Annotated in this window: 16 protein-coding genes and 1 tRNA gene; 6 read left to right on the top strand and 11 right to left on the bottom strand. The window is 58.7% G+C overall.

What is annotated here, in order from left to right:
• Positions 1–17 precede the first annotated feature (17 nt).
• Positions 18–91 (top strand) — tRNA-Gly (locus ACOTTU_RS05265).
• Between the two features lie 17 nt (positions 92–108).
• Here the strand turns inward: ACOTTU_RS05265 and ACOTTU_RS05260 are convergent.
• Both ACOTTU_RS05260 and ACOTTU_RS05255 read right to left on the bottom strand, forming a co-directional pair.
• On the bottom strand, positions 109–552 hold the full coding sequence (locus ACOTTU_RS05260) for a hypothetical protein (RefSeq protein ID WP_425656329.1): 444 nt from the start codon (positions 550–552) through the stop codon (positions 109–111).
• 118 nt (positions 553–670) lie between these two features.
• Positions 671–2,290, bottom strand: a complete 1,620-nt coding sequence (locus tag ACOTTU_RS05255) for a long-chain fatty acid--CoA ligase (RefSeq protein WP_425656328.1) — start codon at positions 2,288–2,290, stop codon at positions 671–673.
• 125 nt (positions 2,291–2,415) lie between these two features.
• Between ACOTTU_RS05255 and ACOTTU_RS05250 the strand changes: the two genes are divergently transcribed.
• Positions 2,416–2,898 carry an acyl-CoA thioesterase gene (locus ACOTTU_RS05250; RefSeq protein ID WP_425656327.1) on the top strand — a complete coding sequence of 161 codons (483 nt, stop codon included), beginning with the start codon at positions 2,416–2,418 and terminating at the stop codon, positions 2,896–2,898.
• Positions 2,899–2,938: 40 nt separating this feature from the next.
• Here ACOTTU_RS05250 and pgi read toward each other — a convergent pair whose 3' ends face one another.
• Genes pgi through zwf form a run of 3 tightly spaced genes read right to left on the bottom strand, consistent with a single transcriptional unit; the run spans position 2,939 to position 6,665 of the window.
• Positions 2,939–4,531 carry a glucose-6-phosphate isomerase gene (gene pgi / locus ACOTTU_RS05245; RefSeq protein WP_425656485.1) on the bottom strand — a complete coding sequence of 531 codons (1,593 nt, stop codon included), beginning with the start codon at positions 4,529–4,531 and terminating at the stop codon, positions 2,939–2,941.
• A complete protein-coding gene (gene pgl, locus ACOTTU_RS05240; protein WP_425656326.1) occupies positions 4,528–5,199 on the bottom strand; it encodes a 6-phosphogluconolactonase in 672 nt (223 codons plus the stop codon). Before pgl ends, pgi begins: the two co-directional genes overlap by 4 nt.
• Positions 5,196–6,665: a glucose-6-phosphate dehydrogenase gene (gene zwf / locus ACOTTU_RS05235; RefSeq protein ID WP_425656325.1), complete on the bottom strand. Its 1,470-nt coding sequence runs from the start codon at positions 6,663–6,665 to the stop codon at positions 5,196–5,198. Before zwf ends, pgl begins: the two co-directional genes overlap by 4 nt.
• Positions 6,666–6,838: 173 nt before the next feature.
• On the opposite strand from zwf, the gene ACOTTU_RS05230 reads away from it, so the two are divergent.
• Positions 6,839–7,786: a radical SAM protein gene (locus ACOTTU_RS05230; RefSeq protein ID WP_425656324.1), complete on the top strand. Its 948-nt coding sequence runs from the start codon at positions 6,839–6,841 to the stop codon at positions 7,784–7,786.
• A gap of 9 nt (positions 7,787–7,795) precedes the next feature.
• Here the strand turns inward: ACOTTU_RS05230 and ACOTTU_RS05225 are convergent, their stop codons facing one another.
• A complete protein-coding gene (locus ACOTTU_RS05225; RefSeq protein ID WP_298918264.1) occupies positions 7,796–8,065 on the bottom strand; it encodes an usg protein in 270 nt (89 codons plus the stop codon).
• A gap of 191 nt (positions 8,066–8,256) precedes the next feature.
• Between ACOTTU_RS05225 and gyrA the strand changes: the two genes are divergently transcribed.
• Positions 8,257–11,013: a DNA gyrase subunit A gene (gene gyrA / locus ACOTTU_RS05220; protein WP_425656323.1), complete on the top strand. Its 2,757-nt coding sequence runs from the start codon at positions 8,257–8,259 to the stop codon at positions 11,011–11,013.
• 12 nt (positions 11,014–11,025) lie between these two features.
• Here the strand turns inward: gyrA and ACOTTU_RS05215 are convergent, their stop codons facing one another.
• From ACOTTU_RS05215 to ACOTTU_RS05200, 4 genes are all read right to left on the bottom strand, one after another.
• The gene (locus ACOTTU_RS05215) at positions 11,026–12,639 is read right to left on the bottom strand and encodes a hypothetical protein (protein WP_425656322.1); all 1,614 of its coding nucleotides are present in this window, start codon (positions 12,637–12,639) and stop codon (positions 11,026–11,028) included.
• Positions 12,640–12,720: 81 nt separating this feature from the next.
• Positions 12,721–14,196: a carboxypeptidase M32 gene (locus ACOTTU_RS05210; RefSeq protein WP_425656321.1), complete on the bottom strand. Its 1,476-nt coding sequence runs from the start codon at positions 14,194–14,196 to the stop codon at positions 12,721–12,723.
• Positions 14,193–15,347 carry a heme A synthase gene (ctaA, locus tag ACOTTU_RS05205; protein ID WP_425656320.1) on the bottom strand — a complete coding sequence of 385 codons (1,155 nt, stop codon included), beginning with the start codon at positions 15,345–15,347 and terminating at the stop codon, positions 14,193–14,195. The genes ACOTTU_RS05210 and ctaA overlap by 4 nt, the downstream gene beginning before the upstream one ends.
• Positions 15,348–15,410: 63 nt before the next feature.
• Complete coding sequence (locus ACOTTU_RS05200) at positions 15,411–16,166, bottom strand: RNA methyltransferase (protein WP_425656483.1); 756 nt, start codon at positions 16,164–16,166, stop codon at positions 15,411–15,413.
• A 142-nt stretch (positions 16,167–16,308) separates the two neighbouring features.
• On the opposite strand from ACOTTU_RS05200, the gene ACOTTU_RS05195 reads away from it, so the two are divergent.
• The gene (locus ACOTTU_RS05195) at positions 16,309–16,929 is read left to right on the top strand and encodes a thiamine phosphate synthase (protein ID WP_425656319.1); all 621 of its coding nucleotides are present in this window, start codon (positions 16,309–16,311) and stop codon (positions 16,927–16,929) included.
• A 4-nt stretch (positions 16,930–16,933) separates the two neighbouring features.
• Here ACOTTU_RS05195 and ACOTTU_RS05190 read toward each other — a convergent pair whose 3' ends face one another.
• Positions 16,934–18,079 (bottom strand): HupE/UreJ family protein, encoded by a 1,146-nt coding sequence (locus tag ACOTTU_RS05190; protein ID WP_425656318.1) that lies wholly within the window; start codon positions 18,077–18,079, stop codon positions 16,934–16,936.
• A 1-nt stretch (position 18,080) separates the two neighbouring features.
• On the opposite strand from ACOTTU_RS05190, the gene ACOTTU_RS05185 reads away from it, so the two are divergent.
• Positions 18,081–18,887, top strand: coding sequence for a DUF4198 domain-containing protein (locus tag ACOTTU_RS05185; protein ID WP_425656317.1), 807 nt, complete (start codon positions 18,081–18,083; stop codon positions 18,885–18,887).
• Positions 18,888–18,935: the final 48 nt, after the last annotated feature.

Genomic DNA, 18,935 nt, shown 5'->3' with positions numbered 1-18,935 from the left:
ATATCCAAAACGCGAGCGCGGGTATGGTGAAAAGGTATCACGCGAGCTTCCCAAGCTTACATTGCGGGTTCGATTCCCGCTACCCGCTCCAACTTCTACCCCGGTTCGTCAGTTCAGCTCGAACGTCAGCCCGAAGGTGATCACGGCATCGACAGAATCGGCGTTGGTCGGGATCAGCTGAGTGAAAAAGTTTCTGTACCGCGCCTGCAAACCGGCAAGCGGGACAAGGTCGCCAATCGCATGGCTGAACCGATCCCCTTCGCCCGGGTACAGTGCCACACCGGCAAAAACGCCAACCTCGAATTCCGGCGCAATCTCTACATCATACCCGATGGAGGCAATCACCGAGACATCTTCGTAGCTGTTGTAAAACGCACCCACGCTATAGTCGAAGGTCTCCTGCTCCCAGGTTAGAAAAACACCGGGATTGAATTCCTGAAAATCCTCTGTGGAGTTTACATGCTCGGATCCCAACAGGATCGACAGGCGATCAGGTCCGGCAAGTGCTGTGGTGGGAAGAAGAGCAGCGAGGATCATCGCAGACAGTTTCATGGCGGAACTCCGGCAAGGGTTAGAGGCTCTGCACGCAACAAGAGCACTGAGACGCATCAGTTACCTTTAGGTTGCACACTTTCTTGCTCAAGTCTGCGGGATAAGCGTTAACAGAGGCTTATTGCATCAAGATGTTCGCGAACGTGTCCCGCAAGTCACGCTTGAGAACCTTGCCCGTGGCGTTGCGAGGCAAGGCATCGACAAAGACCACTGCATCCGGCGTCTGCCATTTGGCGATTTTGCCGTCAAAAATAGTCAGAAGCTCGTCGGATGTTGGATTTCGACCTTCGGCTTTCACGGCGACCAGCACGGGTCGCTCGTCCCATTTGGCATGGCGTGCGCCGATGACAGCAGCATCGGATAAATCCGGATGCGCAATGGCGATGTTCTCCAGTTCCACCGAACTGATCCATTCGCCGCCCGATTTGATAATGTCCTTGGAGCGGTCACAGATCGTCAGATAGCCGTCGGGGTCCAACGTGGCCACGTCACCGGTGTTGAACCAACCATTCTGCAAAGTCTCCTCGCTGGACGTGCGGAAATAAGCATCAAGGATGAAATGACCGCGAACCAACAGCTCGCCCTGCGTTTTGCCATCATGTGGCAATGGGTTTCCCTGATCATCGACAATCGCAAGCTCTACGCCCCAGGGCGGCCTGCCCTGATTTTCCCGCAGCCGGCGCAGTGCGTCGAGTTCCAGGTCCAGATGCTTGGCCAGCGGTTGGTTTACACTGCCAATCGGGGACATCTCCGTCATGCCCCATGCATGAAGGGTTTCCACTCCGTAACGGTCTCGAAACGCTTTGATCATCGAGGGTGGACAAGCGGATCCGCCGACAACCGTTTTCCTAAGGCTTTCCAGCGAGCTACCGGCCTTCTCAGCTTCACCCAGAAGCCCCATCCAGATCGTTGGAACCCCCAGCGCGATGTTGACTTTGTGCCGATCAATCAGGGCCACAAGAGAGGGGCCATCAAGCCCCGGACCCGGTAAAACCATGCGCGCCCCCACCATGGCGCAGGCGTAAGGGGAGCCCCAGGCATTGACGTGAAACATCGGCACCACTGGCAATACGACATCCATTGCCGAAAACCCGATGCTGTCGGCAAGATTGCAGGCGAAACTATGCAGCACCGTGGAGCGATGCGAAAAGAGCACGCCCTTGGGGTTGCCGGTAGTGCCGGAGGTGTAGCACAGGCTGGAAGCTGTCAGCTCATCAAACTGTGGCCATTCAAATCTGTCATCACCGCTGGCAATCAGATCATCATAGGCGATGATGTCAGGCAATGTCTTGGCGGCTTCATCCGCGCGCGCCTCCAGCAGAACGATGTGTTTCAGCGAGGTAAGCTGATCGCGGATTGCCGCCACCAGAGGCACGAAAGTTGCGTCTATAAACAGCACCTCATCCTCTGCGTGATTGATGATGTAGATCAGTTGTTCAGGGAACAGGCGTGGGTTGATCGTGTGGCAGACAAAGCCGCTGCCCGAGACCCCGAAATAGATCTCAAGGTGGCGTCGATTGTTCCAGGCGATGGTGGCGCACCGGGCTTGCTTCGAGAGCCCCAGACCGGTCAGCGCGGAGGCGAGTGCTTTGGCGTTCCGGGCGACGCTGCCCCAATTGACCGTTTCCGTGCCGCCCCCTGTGTTCACCGAGACGATTTCCGTTTGGCCGTGATAGCGTGCGGCGTGGTCGACAAGCGAAGAAATCAACAAGGGCGCTGTCATCATCTGGCCAAGCATGGGCGTCTCCGATCCACCGGTCAGGTGCAAGAATTCTCGAGAAAATATACGTCATGCCAAGGTGCCAAGGGAAACCGGCTCTGGCAAGCCTTGGCAAAGCAGGTCGCAACACGTATGGCCACAACATGAGCCTCCAGTACCACACACCCTTGTCCGCCGACGCACAGAGCGCCCTTGGCATCACCCCGCCCGCCCCGCTGGCAATGGCCGATCAGGTGCGGTTCTCCGAACTCGATGTGCTCAATCACGTCAATAACGCCGTTTATATGCATTGGTTCGAGCGCCTGCGCATCCGCTACACGCAGGATTGGGGCATTTCGCGATACATGGGCCGCGGCACTGACCCCAGGATCGTCATCAGGTCCGGCGAAATCCATTACCGCCAGGAAATGCGCATGGATGAAGACTACGTTGTGACATGTGGCTGTACCGCCTTTCGCAATACCTCCTTCACGCTGGCACAGACGCTTTGGTCGGGAGGTACGCTGCGGGCGAGCTTTAACTGTGTACTCGTCTTACTGACGCATGACGCATCCGCCCGGTTTCCGATCCCGGATGCTGTCAAAGACAGGTTCATCTCCGTCGATGGGGCAACACAGGAAAACTAGGCGCGCGTTGATCATCGGGTCAGACGGCGATTCTCAGCGCCTATGCCTGATGCTTGTGAATAAAACCGACCAGAGCAACGGTTGAACCGTCCTTGCCCGACGCCTCTTTTTCCCCTTCCACAACCGGTTGCAAAGAGGTCGCCAGTTCCTTGCCCAGTTCAACGCCCCATTGATCAAAAGAGTTGATGCCCAGAATGACGCCTTCGACAAACACGCGGTGCTCATAGAGCGCGATGATCTGGCCCAGCGTAAACGGATCAAGCGTCGGATAGGCCAAGGTGACAGACGGCCTGTTACCCTTGAAAACCCTGTGGCGGGCTTGTCGTTCAAGCTCCTTGCCCTCGAACCCGGCCGCTTGCATTTTCGCGCGGGCCTCTTCAAGGGATCGCCCGCGCATCAGGGCTTCGGATTGCGCCAGACAATTGGCAATCAGCAGTTGATGATGATGTTTCAACTCCGGCTCATGACCTTCGGCTGCAATCATGAACTCGCAGGGGATCACCCGTGTGCCCTGATGGATCAACTGATAGAATGCGTGCTGCCCGTTGGTCCCCGCAGCACCCCAGACAATGGGGCCACTATCGACCTCGACCGGGGCGCCATCCATCTGCACGCCCTTGCCATTCGATTCCATTTCCAACTGCTGGAAATAGTCCGGCAACCGGGCAAGCCTCTGATCATAGGGCAAAACGGCGCGGCTGGCATAGCCGCAGACCTGTGCATGCCAAATACCAACGAGCGACAGCAACACAGGCAGGTTTTCTGACCACTCCGCGTGGCGGAAATGACTGTCCATGGCCTGCCCCCCGCGCAAGAAGGCGTCAAACCCCTTGGCACCGATGGCGATCATGAGCGACAGGCCTATGGGCCCCCACATGGAATACCGCCCGCCGACCCAGTCCTCGAACCCGAAGACGCGCTCGGATGGAATGCCGAAATCCCGCGTTTTATCTTCCGCCGTGCTGAGGGCGGCAAATTGCGCGGTCGGATCACCCCCATGGTCTTGCATCCAGGCCTTGGCCGTGCGCGCATTTGTCATGGTTTCGATGGTTGTGAAGGTCTTTGACGCGACAATCACCAGTGTGGTTTTCGCATCCAGCCCACGCAGCGTATCCGCGACATGCGCGCCATCCACGTTGGAAACAAAATGACAGCGCGGGCCATCGTGATAGGGCGACAGCGCCTGCACGGCCATCGCCGACCCCAGATCAGAGCCGCCTATGCCGATGTTGACAACATCGGTGATGTCACTGCTGCGGACGTCTTCGGCATAGGCCCGCATCCGAGCCAATGTATCGCGCACCCCGGGCATGACATCCGCACCATCAACCAAGACCGGACCGCCATCAAGATTACGCAAAGCCGTATGCAAAACAGCGCGCCCTTCGGTGTCGTTTATGGGCTCACCCGCAAACATGGCATCCCGCTTTGTGGCCACGTCAGCTGCGTCAACGAGGTCAAAGAGAGCTGCGCGCGTGTCGTCATCGATATTGGTTTTCGAATAATCAAAGAGCATATCACCAAGCTGAGCGCTGAAAGACACCGCGCGCTGCCTGTCCTCAAAAAGCGACAGGATTGACCTCGCGCGCGTGGCATCAAAACGGGTTTGGAGCGTGTCCCAATGTGTCTTCAAGCTGCCCAATGAACCGTTCCTCCTTTGATGACCGCACCAATTGGTGCTTCGAGCGCCGGCAATGTCATTGCACGATCAAAAGCCGCGCGCTTGTCATCGCCGAAAATCAGCAGATGCTTGTCCATCGCACCATTCAACGCGGGCCCGCTGAGTGAAATACGGGTTTCAGGCTGATCGTGTGGTGTCACCGCACAGACAAGCGGTGCATCCCTGTGTATCACGCCCTCCAGTTCCGGTGCGCCGGGAAAGAGTGATGCCGTGTGCATATCCGCGCCCATGCCCAGCAGCAAAACCGAAATCGGGACTTGATCCGTCAGCATCGCGGAAATCTCGGGGGCAGCTTCCTGTGCGGTCATTCCGTCACGATAGAAAGAGACGAACTGCGCTTTTGCGGCGTGCCCGGTCAGCAATCTGGCCTTCACCAAACCGGCATTGGATCGCGCATGATCCTCTGGCACCCAACGCTCATCCGTCAGCATGACATGCACACGCGACCAGTCGATTTCCACCGAACTCATGGCATCAAAAACCGGCCCCGGCGTTGTCCCGCCCGGCACTGCAAAGCTGGCAAACTCGTGCTGCAACAGACATTTGCGCAAATCGCTGGTGAGCGCATGTGCAACGTTCATGATCGCCATATCACGATCCGAGTTTTCGACAAATTTCATGGTGTGATCTCCCGCCATTCCCGGTCATCCCGGCGCATCAGCTGTGCAGAAGCATCCGGCCCCGCGCCGTGGCTGTCGTAAGGCTTGGGCACATCGCCCCGGTTTGTCCACCCCTCGATGATCGGATCCGTCCAAGACCAGGCGGCTTCCACCTCGTCTCCGCGCATAAAGAGCGTCTGGTTTCCCCGGATCACATCCATGATCAAACGCTCATAGGCATCCACGTTTTCGGCGCCATCCGGACCCAGAGCATCGGCAAACGTCATGTCCAGCGGCACATCAATCAGCCGCATGCCGCCCGGGCCCGGCTCCTTGATTGTCACCCCCAGCGTGATGCCCTCATTGGGTTGCAGCCGGATCGACAGGACATTGCGATGACGCCCGGCTTCCTCGCCAAAAATCGAATGCGGCGTGTCCTTGAAAACAATGGAAATTTCGGACGAACGCGCGCAAAGCCGTTTGCCGGTGCGCAGATAAAACGGCGTGCCCGCCCACCGCCAGTTGGCAATATGGGTTTTCAAGGCCAGAAAACTCTCGGTCCGAGAGCGCGGATCGCCCACCGCCGTTCGATAGTCAGGGAGTTCTTCAGGATCGTCAGGGTCCGCTTCATATTGGCCCCGCACGATGTGGTGTGGCTCCACCGGCTCCAATGCTCTGATAACCTTGAGCTTTTCATCACGTACCGCATCCGGCGAGAAACGCGCCGGGGGTTCCATGGCGATCAGACAGAGCAGTTGCATCAGGTGGTTCTGCACCATGTCCCGCATAGCACCGGATTTGTCGTAATATTCACCGCGTCCGCCCACACCGACGGTTTCGGCGACCGTGATCTGAATGTGGTCAACAAACTGACTGTTCCACAAGGGCTCAAACAGCATGTTGCCAAAGCGCACCGCCATGAGGTTCTGAACGGTTTCTTTGCCCAGGTAGTGATCAATCCGGTATATCTGTTTTTCGTCGAAATATTTTGCCAGCGTTGCGTTCAGGGACTGTGCCGAAGCCAGATCGCGCCCGAATGGTTTTTCAACGACGATCCGCGCCTCCGCATCGGCCATGCCATGGCTCTGAAGGCGCTCGGCCAGATCGCCAAAAAGCGACGGGGCTACTGAGAAATAATACGCCTCCACACGGCCCTTGCCAGCCATACGTTCCTGAAGCTCTTTCCAGCCTCTCTCCCCACGCGCGTCAATTGTCACGTAGTCAAGACAGGTCAGGAATTCCTCCAGCGTGCCGTCTTCGCAGGCTTTGCCACCGCCGAATTCGCGGATGGCGTCCGCGGCGAGTTCCGCGTAGTCGGATGCCGCCATATCGCGGCGCGCGGCGCCCACGATGCGTGCGTCCTTTGGCATTTGGCCCGCGCAGTAACGCCGGAAAAGCCCCGGCAGAATTTTGCGACGGGCCAAGTCGCCGGTGCCGCCGAATATCACGAGATCAAAGGGGCTGACGGGAATTACGCGCGAAACCATATTGTCTATCCTGAATCCAGATGTCTGAGCGTCTTGCGCTCCTGTTAGCGCAAACAGAAACAGATTGAAACCCGTTCACAAACCCGTGCAAAGAGAACAAAAGATGTTTTCTTGCCTTTGTCTATCTCCTAGCACACATTCACCGGAAGCTGACAGGAAGGACACGCGCGCCCATGAAAGATCTCTCACAGGCCAATGCAGGAAAATTCTTAGAACCTGCTTTTACCGCCAAAGGTGAAGAGCGCGCGACCGTTCGTCTGACCTCCCCTAAAACGCTTTGGTTCAACACCGGGACCCTGTGTAATATCACCTGCCTGAACTGCTACATTGAGAGCAGCCCAACAAATGATCGGCTGGTCTATATTACAGCGGATGAGGTCTCGGCCTACCTGGACCAGATCGAGGACAGGAAATGGCCGATTACGGAAATCGCCTTCACGGGGGGCGAGCCCTTCATGAACCCGCAAATGATCGATATGGCGCGGCGTGCACTGGCGCGTGGATATGAGGTTTTGATCCTCACCAATGCCATGCGACCGATGATGCGCGCAAAGATGCGCGATGGGCTGGTCGCGTTGAATGAGGCGCATCCGGGCAGGCTGACGCTACGCATCTCCGTGGACCATCATGATCCGCTTTTGCACGACTGCGAACGTGGTACCGGAGCCTTCGGGAAAACACTGGCGGGTATGGAATGGCTTAGGGACAACAGTATCTGCATGGCGGTCGCCGGGCGCTCTATCATGGCCGAAAGCGATGTGGAAAGCCGCGCCGGTTATGCGGCGTTTTTCGAAAAACACGGCTTTGACATTGATGCGCATGACCCCACCATGACCGTGCTCTTTCCTGAAATGGACGAAACGGTCGAAGTCCCGGAAATCACTAAGGGCTGCTGGGACATCCTGAACAAATCGCCGGATGCATTGATGTGTTCCTCATCCCGCATGGTCGTCAAACGCAAGGGCGACGCCTCACCGGTTGTGCTCGCCTGCACATTGCTGCCCTATTCCGCGGAATTCGAACTCGGCGCTACGCTGGAAGAGGCCGAAAAGGACGTGGCGCTCAACCATCCTCATTGTGCGAAATTCTGCGTTCTGGGGGGCGCCAGTTGCTCTGTCTGAGCGAACGGTTCAATGTATGGTGAATTCACCCGTCACGTTGCGCCATTCCCCCGGACTGATCATCTTGCGATGGGTAAACCGCACGGAATGAAGTGGGCCTTCAATCTCTGACTGCCAGAATTCGACAAATTCGAACAGCTTCGGATGGTCGGGTGCCAGATCATATTCCTGCCAGATGAAGGTATTCAGCACGTGGGTGTAATCCGGAATGTGGTAAAAGAATTCGGCCGTGGTTAGCCCATAGCCTTTGAGCATAAGTTCTGTTTCAGATTCGGGCATTTTTTAACCTTTTCACTGTTTCACAGCACCAGGATGCCATGACAAAATTACTTTTCAATGAAAACAATGTGTTATCACTTGAGCCAGTTGGCTGCTAATCCTGTTGACGAACAGGCATTGCACCTTATATGTCCCCTCTGATAGTGTGCTCCCACAAGATATAGAGCCAGCGGGAAGATCGAGCGAACCACGTGAGCGACACACCACAACCCCCTGAAAACGATGATGAAATGACCCCGGAGCGCGCCGCGTATGACGGGCCGTCGGTCAGCATCGAACATGAGATGCGCACGTCCTACCTCGACTATGCGATGTCCGTTATCGTCAGCCGCGCCATTCCGGATTTGCGCGATGGGTTGAAGCCGGTGCACCGCCGGATCCTCTTTGCCATGCATGAAACCGGCAATACCCATGACAAATCCTACCGCAAATCCGCGCGTCCCGTCGGCGACGTGATGGGCCAGTATCACCCCCATGGTGACAGCGCGATTTATGATGCCCTCGTGCGCATGGCGCAGGATTTTTCCATGTCGCTGCCGCTGCTCGATGGCCAGGGCAACTTTGGCTCCATGGACGGCGATAACCCCGCCGCCATGCGCTATACCGAAGTGCGCATGGACAAACCTGCCGCCTATCTGCTGGCCGATATCGACAAGGATACTGTCGATTTTCAGGATAACTACGATGGCAAGCAGCAGGAGCCGACCGTGCTCCCTGCCCGTTTTCCCAACATGCTGGTCAATGGCGCGGGCGGTATTGCCGTTGGGATGGCCACGAATATTCCACCACATAACCTTGGTGAAGTGGTTAACGCGACGCTCGCCCTGATCGAGGAACCGGATCTGACCTCCGAGCAGCTCATCGAATATGTGCCGGGGCCTGATTTCCCTACGGGTGGCATCATGCTGGGTCGTTCTGGCGCGCGCAAAGCCTATCTTGACGGGCGCGGCAGCGTGATCATCCGCGCCAAAACCCGGGTGGAGGAAATCCGCAAGGACCGTTGGGCCATCATCGTGGACGAGATCCCCTATCAGGTGAACAAGGCCACGATGATCGAGAAGATCGCTGAGCAGGTGCGCGAGAAGAAAATCGAAGGCATCTCCCATGTTCAGGACGAATCCGACCGGAACGGGGTGCGGGTTGTTGTGGAGCTGAAACGGGATGCCACCGCTGAGGTGGTGATGAACCAGCTTTACCGGTTCACGCCGATGCAGACCTATTTCGGCTGCAATATGCTGGCGCTGAATGGTGGTCGGCCCGAACAGCTGACACTGCGGAAATTCCTGACGTATTTCATAGACTTCCGCGAAGATGTTGTCGCGCGCCGCACCGCCTATCTGCTGCGCAAGGCGCGCGAGCGCAGCCATATCCTGTGCGGTCTGGCCGTGGCGGTGACCAACATCGACGAGGTGGTCGCCACGATCCGTGCCTCTGCGGACGCGCCGGAAGCGCGGCAAAAGCTGATGACGCGGCGCTGGCCGGCGCAGGACATCCTGCCCTATATCGCGCTTATTGATGATCCGACCCATACCGCCAATGACGACGGCACCTATAACCTCTCCGAGGCGCAGGCGCGCGCGATCCTGGAACTGCGGCTGCAACGGCTGACCCAAATCGGGGTTAAGGAGGTCACGGACGAGCTGGAAGAACTGGCCGGTAAGATCAAGGAATACCTGGAAATTCTCGGATCGCGCGACCGGATCATGGGCATCATCGCCGACGAGCTGCGCGAAGTGCGCGACCTTTTCGCGGTGCCACGCCGGACCGAGATTGTCGACTGGTCGGGTGACATGGAGGACGAAGACCTGATCGCGCGCGAAGATATGGTCGTGACGGTCACCTCCGGCGGCTATATCAAACGCACGCCGCTCGCCGATTTCCGCAGTCAGCGCCGCGGCGGCAAGGGTCTGGCGGGCATGCAGACCAAGGAAGAGGACGTGGTCACCACCCTCTTTGTCGCCAACACGCATACGCAGCTTTTGTTCTTCACCACCGATGGCATGGCCTACAAGCTCAAGACCTGGCGTTTGCCGCAGGGCGGGCGCACCTCCAAGGGCAAGGCGATCGTCAACATCCTGCCGATCCCGCCGGGCGTGTCCGTGGCTGCGATTCTGCCCATCGACCGGGATGAAAAAGACTGGTCGGAATTGCAGATCGTCTTTGCCACCTCTGCCGGAACAGTGCGGCGTAACGCCTTGTCAGACTTCACAAATGTGAAATCCAACGGCAAGATCGCAATGAAGTTCGAGGACGAGCATGCGCAGACAACGCTGATCAACGCGCGCATCGCCTCTCCGGATGATGATGTGATGCTGGTCACCGCGTCTGGCCGCGCGATCCGCTTCCCCTCCTCCGACGTGCGTGTGTTCAACTCGCGCAGTTCCGTCGGGGTGCGGGGTGTGAGATTGACAGGTCACGACAAGGTGGTTTCGATGTCGGTGATCCGCCATTTCAACGCCAGCCCGGACGAACGGGCCGCTTACCTCAAGATGCGCCGCGCGATGGCTGGTCTGGCGGATGACGCCGATATGACCGACGACGAAAGCACCGATGCAAATGCCACCATCAGCCAGCAGCGCTATGCGGAGATGTCGGCGGCGGAAAATCTGATCCTGACGCTGACCTCCAAGGGCACCGGCAAGCTGAGTTCCAGCCACGATTACCCGGTGCGCGGGCGCGGCGGCATGGGTGTGCAGGCCATGGACAAGGGCATGCGCGGTGGGGCGCTGGTCGCCTCCTTCCCGGTGGAGATGGACGACCAGATCATGCTGGCCACCTCCAAGGGTCAGTCGATCCGCGTGCCGGTCGAAGGCATTTCCTTCCGGTCCCGCTCGGCGGGTGGGGTCAAGGTATTCGATACCGGCAAGGGCGAAGAAGTTGTCAGCGTCGCCTGGATCGCGGATCAGGGGGAACCCGAGGCAGAGGATTCAGAAGGCTCCGAGGCGTAGACGGTGCCGCTATCAGCCGCCTGGCACGGCTGATAGCGGTAACCCGATAGGGTCGTAGCGTAATCTCGACAACGGTGCCGTAGCAGCGAAATCGCAACTATCGGTGTTCGCTGCGAGCCTCGCGAGTGCCTCCATAGGTTCTGTAAATTGCGGACCCATGTCGCAGAGCATCTCCATCTCGGCGCCTCCGGTGTCACAAAGGGCCTGTTGCTGACGATACGCTCGCAGATATGGACAATAGATGTGATACTCAACATCGAGATCAGCAAAAAAATCTTTCCACACATCCGAAATCTCCATCGTGGCCGCGGCCTCAACCGCCTGATACTGAAGAAGTTTTCGCGCCATGATCGACGAAAGAAAACCGGCATCATGACCACTGTAATAGGCAGCATTTTCGAGGTACGGGTCCCCAGCAAGGAAAGCGTCAGGCGTCCCTCGCCCCGTTAGCTGACCCGCGTAGTCCGACCAAAGATGCGGGTCATGTGGTCGGGTAACAAGTTTCCGACGAGCGTATTCAATCCGTGTTGCTGCATCAATCGGATCGGGCAGCTTTTCGTGTTTTCTCTTGCTGCGCTTTTGATCGCCCGCCGGAGCCCAATCGAGAAGTGCCATATCAATCAGATCGTGATTATATGGATCGTGCTTCAAAGCTTCCCTCGCATGGGCCCGCGCTTGCAGGATCACCTGCCGATCAATTTTTGGCCATCCATTGGGCTGGGCAATAAAAGCGTTATATCGCATTGCGAGATTGAGATTGATGCGTGTCGGTTCAGACATGATCCGCCGGGCAAATCGCATTTGCTTGTCGGATGCCAAGCCATCGTGCGCCATGGTGATAATGAATTTTGCCCGGTAGAAATCGAGGTACCGATCGTCATCTTCATCCACCTTGGACACGAGCCAGTCGAAGGACTCATCGTTGAAGTCTTCGTAACGCCCAACGAACTTGCACCGGAAAACCATATCCACACCGTCGGTCGGCACCATCGGCCCATAGCGTTCACAAATCCGATCCAGCATTTCGACAGAACCATTGTACGCTGGGTTCGCCAAAAACAACACGCGGTGTAGCGTTCCCCAGTTCGGTCGCATTTCCATAATGCGGTCAACGAACACCCCCGGTTGGTCCATTACGCCGGTAATCGCCACGAGTTTTAAGGCACCGTCGGAGACCGGAATAAGATCAGGGTCTTCCTCGAATGCCAAACGAACCCTGCGCCCCGCTTCGCTCAACAAGAACCTGTAAGCGGAAAACGCATCACGATGTAGATCACTTGCAAAGGATGTCCCAATGAGTCCATCTGCCGCCGAACTGATGCTCCAAAATCGCGCGATATTAGGCATCGCACCCGTAGGATCGTCTTCAAGCCATTTGTTGATGAACGCGATCATGCGCCGATCTGTTGTCTGGAAACCAGAAAAGAGGGTGCGCATGTAGTCAGCCGAAATCTCACCCGAAAGATAGACATCCTGGGCCTGTTTCAACGCAGCGGATACGGCTTTCACCTCACCGTCGTACGCTAACTGCCGCAATTCTGATAACGTAACAACTGGCGGATTTTCAGCATTCGCGGAAAAAGCCGCCAAACCAATAAGGAAAATTGTAAGTCCACGCTTGAACATTTCCGGCTCCCATCTTGCTGAGCCAACAGTGCAAGCAGAATGCGGCGGCGTTATGACTTCGGAGTATCTCCCTGAACTTGGTTAAAGGCCATAGATGGTGGTGAATTTTTCTCTCAGATAGGCCAGCAGCGGGGCTTCTGAAGGGTCAGCACCTCGGGCGCGGGCGATGACGTCGCGGGGCTCATAGAGACCGCCGTGGCTTTGTACGTTCTCGCGCAGCCAATCGGTGGCCGGTGACGTGTCACCCTGCGCCAGATGGCTGTCGAGGTCCGGCACGGCGCTGCGCAGGGCTTCGTGCAGGCAGCCCGCGTAGACATTGCCCAGGCTGTAAGTCGGGAAATAGCCGAAGAGACCAACCGACCAGTGCACATCCTGCAATACGCCGTTCGAAGGTTTATCCACCGCAAAGCCGAAATCAGCCTCGAAACGGTCATTCCACGCGGCTTCGAGATCGGCGACCTGCAGATCACCGGCCATCAGCGCGCGTTCGAGATCAAAGCGCATCAGCACGTGCAAATTATACTGCAATTCATCCGCCTCGGTCCGGATGTAGCCATCCGAGACCCGGTTCACACAGGCGTAAAAGGCGTCTTCATCGGCAATGCCGAAATCGCCGAACATGTCGCGCATCTGGCCATAGAGCCAGCCGGTAAAGGCGCGGCTGCGCCCGATCTGGTTTTCATAGATGCGGCTCTGGCTTTCATGCACGCCCATGGACACGCCTTCGCCCAGCGGGGTCAGCAGATAGTCGCGGTTGATATTCTGCTCATAGGCGGCGTGACCGACCTCGTGGATTGTGGAATAGAAACAGTTGAACGGATCCTCTGCGCTGGTGCGGGTTGTGATGCGCACATCGAGCCCGGAGCCGGAACTGAAAGGGTGCACCGCCTTGTCGACGCGCCCATGGGTCATGTCATAACCGAAGGCCCTGGCCAGCTTGCGGGTCAGTTTCATCTGGGCTGCCTCATCAAAGGAACCGCTGAGTTTGGGTGGCGCATCGGCCGCGCGCACGGCCGCCCGCAGCGCGGCAAGCTCGGGACGCAGCGCGCCAAACATCGCCTCAAGCTCCGCCCCGGTGGTGCCGGGTTCATAGTCGGCCAGCATGGCGTCATAGACATCGCCGCCATTTGCCAGGGCCTGCCCTTCCTCGCGTTTCAGGGTGATCACCTCTTCGAGCGTGGGGGCAAAGGTAGCAAAATCATCCGCGCTGCGGGCCTCGGCCCAGGTGCCCTGCGCTTCGGATGTCACCCGCGCGATGCGGGCGGCCAGATCGGCGGGCACCTTACTGGCGCGGTCATGGCTGCGCCGGATGTGGCGAAGCTGCGCCTGCGCCTGCGCATCCAGATCGGCGCCATCCAGTTCCGCCAGCCAGCCCGCCACCCGCGCATCGACACGGCGGGCGTGCAGAACGCTTTCCATCGCGGCCATTTCTTCACCCCGTTGCGGGGCCGCCCCGCGCGGCATCATGGTCTCCTGATCCCAGCCCAGACGTCCGGCGACTTGCACCAGAGCCTGCGTTTCACGGGCATGCGCCATGAGGGCGTCAAATGCAGTCATGGGGTGTTTCCTCTCAAAGACGTGGCAATGGGATAGCCGCTCAGGAACCGGGCGCGTAGGATCAGCACCCAGAGGACCACGGCCAGAAGCTGGTGGAGCAGCGCGATATGCACCGGCGCACCATAGAGCACCGTGGCGATACCGATCACGATCTGCAAGGCCACGGCGGCGATCATGGCATTGAAGGCAAAGCGCGTTGTGGCATGGGCGGATTTGCGGCCCCGCAGCCAGACCACCATGGCAAAACCCGCCAGTAGATAACCGCTGACCCGGTGGATGAACTGCACCAGTCCGGGGCTTTCAAAGAAGTTGCGCCACAGCGGGTCAAGCACAAAAGCACTGGCCGGAAAGACCTGCCCGCCCATCAGCGGCCAGTCGGTATAGCTGCGCCCGGCGTCGATGCCCGCGACCAGCGCGCCCAACAGGATTTGCAGGAAGGCGAAATGCATCAATCCGGTAGCCAGCCCCCATTGTCTGGCCTCCTTGGCACGCCGGGCCTGCATCAGATCACGGCCTGATCGCCCGAGTTGCAGAATATACCAGGTGATGAAACCCAGAATGACGAAAGCCAAGCCAAGATGGGTAGCCAGACGGTAACTGGCCACATCTGTCACGCCCTCGCCCTGGGTCACGCCGGAGGCGACCATCCACCAGCCAATGGCCCCCTGCGCGCCGCCAAGCGCGCCCAGAAACAGCAGTTTCGGCGACCAGCCGGTCGGAATTTGCCGCCGCAGCGCGAACCACGCAAAGCCCAGAGCCCAGACCAGCCCGACGACGCGGCCCAATTGGCGATGGCCCCATTCCCACCAGTAAATCACTTTGAAATCATCGAGTTGCATCCACTGGTTCTGAATCCGGAATTCATCAATCGCCTGATATTTCGCGAATTCCATTTCCCAGTCAGCCGCATTCATCGGCGGCAGCGCCCCGGTGATCGGGCGCCATTCGGTGATGCTGAGCCCGCTGTCGGTCAACCGTGTCAGCCCGCCCACGGCGATCATCAAAAAGACCAGAGCAAAGAGGACCATCAGCCAGATACGGATTGCGCCACGCGCGCCGCCACGACCCTGATCAATGACCCCTGTTTGCGCAACGGGCCGCGTTTGCTGCTCGGTGCCGACCTCTTCGAAGAGCTTGCGTTTGCGGCTCATGCCATCGTCCTTGTCTTAACTTCAGCCGCATACCTAAGGCGCTTGACCGGGCGCGTCCAGTTGCTAGTCGTCGCGCGTTTTCCAGCGGACCATCTGGCGCATCACCCCGTGCAGCATCTGCACATCTGCACGGGTCAGCGGCATGCGGCTCCACATGTTGCGCAGATTGGTCCGCATGGAGTTGGCTTTGTGTTCGGGAAAGAAAAATCCGGCCTCTTCCAGCCGGTCTTGATAGTGTTGCGCCAGATGTTCCACCTCCACCCCTTCGGCCCAGTCCGTGCCTGCCATTTCGGTGGTGTGATCCATCACCTCGCCCACGGCGCGCATCCATTCATAACCCACCAGCAGCACACATTGCGCCAGATTGAGCGAGGCAAATTCGGGGTTCACGGGCACCGAAATAATCGCATTGGCCCGGGCGATATCGTCGTTTTCAAGCCCGGCCCGCTCCGGGCCAAAAAGGACGGCGACCCGCTGCCCGGACGCGATCTTTTCCGCCGCCATCTGCATTGCTGCTTCGGGGCTGAAGACCGGCTTGGTCAAATCCCGCGCCCGCGCCGTGGTGGCAAAGACATAAGAGCAATCGGCCACGGCATCCGGCAGATCGGGGCTGAGCCGCGCGCCGTCCAGCAGCCGCCCTGCTCCGCTTGCCATCGCTGTCGCCGCGGGGTTCGGCCAGCCGTCACGGGGGGCCACAAGACGCATCCGGTCGAGGCCGAAATTCCACATCGCGCGCGCAGCAGCACCAATGTTCTCGCCCATCTGGGGGCGCACCAGCACGAAGGCGGGTGTTTCGGGTTGCTCAACGGGCTTTGTCATGCCCGCCTCATAAGCTGCGTGCTGCGCGCCCGCAACATGCAGCCCGCCCCCATGCGAATTTTTCCGCGTCACGGGCATATTCATTTCCATTCGTTTGCAGGTGCGCTACTGCTCTGCCAAAGACCACGGAAGGATCCCGTTCATGGACATGCCCGAGCAGCCGCAGCTATATTTGATTACCCCGCCGGAATTCGAACTGAGCAGCTTTCCCGACGTTCTGGCCTCTGTTCTGGATGCACATGAGGTGGCTTGTGTGCGCCTGAGCCTGTCCACCAAGGACGAAGACCGGCTGTCACGCGCGGCAGACGCCTTGCGTGAAGTCACCCATGCCCGTGACATCGCCCTTGTGCTCAGCGATCACTCGGTGCTGGCAGACCGGTTGGGCTTGGACGGCGTGCATCTGACCGATGCTGCCCGTTCGGTCCGCGAAACGCGCAAGGCGCTTGGTGCGGAGGCCATTGTGGGCAGTTATTGTGCGACCTCGCGCCATGATGGCATGACAGCTGGCGAAGCGGGCGCGGATTACGTGAGTTTCGGACCCTTACGCGCCTCCGCACTGGGAGACGGGAGTTTCGCCCCGTTGGATCTGTTTCAATGGTGGTCAGAGGTGATCGAGGTGCCGGTGGTGGCCGAAGGCGATCTGACCGCCGACATGGTGGCACAGCTTGCGCCGCACACGGATTTCTTTGGCATCGGCTCGGAAATCTGGGATGCGGACGCGCCGGCCAAAGCCTTGGGTGCCCTGACCAGCGCCATGGTGTGAGCCGTCACAAAAAGACACGCTCCACAAACCAATAGGCCCCGACCGCCGCGATCACGCAGGAGGCGGGAATGGCGATACGGGCCCGATACCAGGGCCGTTTGGCAAACCAGCCCACGCAGGCAAAGGCCAGTGCGATCACGGTCAGCTGGCCCAGCTCGACCCCGATGTTGAACCCGATGAGGGCCGGGATGAACTGACCTTCTGGCAGGCCAAACTCTCCCAGCACGGAGGCAAACCCCAACCCGTGCAGCAACCCGAAGCCAAAGATGATGACAGGCCGCCAGGGGTTGAGCCCCGAGGTAAAGATATTCTCCACCGCGACAAAGACGATGGAGGCGGCAATCATCGGCTCCACCACCGACGCGTTGATGCTCACAAGGCCCAGAGCCCCCAGCGCGAGCGTGACCGTGTGCGCCAGCGTGAAGGCGCTGACCTGCCAGACCAGCGGGCGCAGCTTCGTGCTCAGGAAAAACAGGCCCAGCACAAAGAGAATATGATCAAGCCCTTTGGGTAGGATGTGGTCAAACCCCACCGGGATATAGCCCAGAAACGCCTGCGTCAGCGTCTGCGCACCACCCCCGGCAAAGGCGATGGGCGGGCTGCTGTCGCCGCCTGCCAGATAGCCGGTGTAAGGTTCCTCGACCCCCTGCTGGCGCAGCACCAGCGCCCCAGACCCGGTGGGCCAATGCAGCGTGACCGCGCGCGCACCTTCAGGCAGAGGGGCCGTCAGGGTCAGAAGCGAAATGCGGGGCAGTTCGATATCCACATCTTCAGGCACCTCCAGCTGCGCGATGCTGAAACTCAGGGGCACATCCGCTTCGGCCAGCGGGGCCGCGTTCCACAGTGTGGTCAATTGCGGCACAAGTTCGGAGAGCGCATCCGCAGGCAGATCACGCAAGCGTGTATAAGCGTCGCTGGCCGCGTCATCATCGGTGTTATCCACAAGATCAAGATCAACACCGGAGAGGAAAGCCTCGATATTGATGCGAAAATCCAGCGTGACATGATCGTCCGGTGACAGGGAAAGGTCAGCGATCGTGGGTTGCAATTCATGGGCGCGGCTTGCAGGCGCGTCGAGCCACAGAGCAGCGGTTGACAAAACTGCCAAAAACAACAGCTTGAACAGGAAGGTTTTTAACGTGGATAACATCGTGATCTCTCGTCTTTTCATCGTGGCCCTACTGCTAACCGGTCAGCCCGCGGTTGGCCATGAGTTTTGGATTGAACCGGAACAGTTTCAGGTTGCACCCGGTGCGGAACTTGTTGCCCATTTGCGCAATGGTCAGAATTTCAAGGGCTCCTCGCTGGCCTGGTTTGACAACCGGTTCACCCGATTTGACATGGTTTCGGGCGATGAGCTGACCCCTGTTGAGGGGCGCATCGGCGACACACCTGCACTGGAGGTCACAGCGCCAGGAGCGGGGTTGCTGGTGATCCTGCATGAAACGACCTCTTCCAACCTGACGTATAAGGAATGGGAAAAGTTTCTGAAATTTGCCGATCACAAGGATTTCCCGGATGCTGCGGCGGATCACGAGGCCGCTGGCTGGTCGAAGGAACGGTTTCGCGAGACCTATACGCGCCATGCCAAGGCACTGGTCGCGGTGGGTGCTGGGGCCGGAGCGGACCGCGCCTTTGGGCTGGCCACGGAATTTGTCGCCCTGACAAACCCCTATGATCCGGGATTTGACGGGCAGATGCGTGTGCAGGTCTATTATCAGGGCGTGCCGCGCGCGGATGCGCAGGTCGAAATCTTTGACCGCGCGGCGGATGGCAGCGTAACGGTGTCGCTCACCCGCACGGATGACGACGGAATAGCGGTACTGCCTGTCAGGCAAGGGCATGACTATCTGCTCGACGCGGTGGTGCTGCGCCCCAGTGCCGCCGCAGGCACGGCTGAAAACGCCCCGGTGTGGGAAACCCTCTGGGCGGCGCTGACCTTTGCTGTGCCCGAATAATAGCAGCCCGCTCTTGAACCCCCCGCACTTCCCCGTCACAAGACGGCT

Source organism: Roseobacter sp. EG26, from assembly GCF_049830555.1.
Taxonomy (GTDB): domain Bacteria; phylum Pseudomonadota; class Alphaproteobacteria; order Rhodobacterales; family Rhodobacteraceae; genus Roseobacter.
Note: the sequence above shows the minus strand (reverse complement) of the source record. Positions and strands in the feature narration are given on the sequence as shown.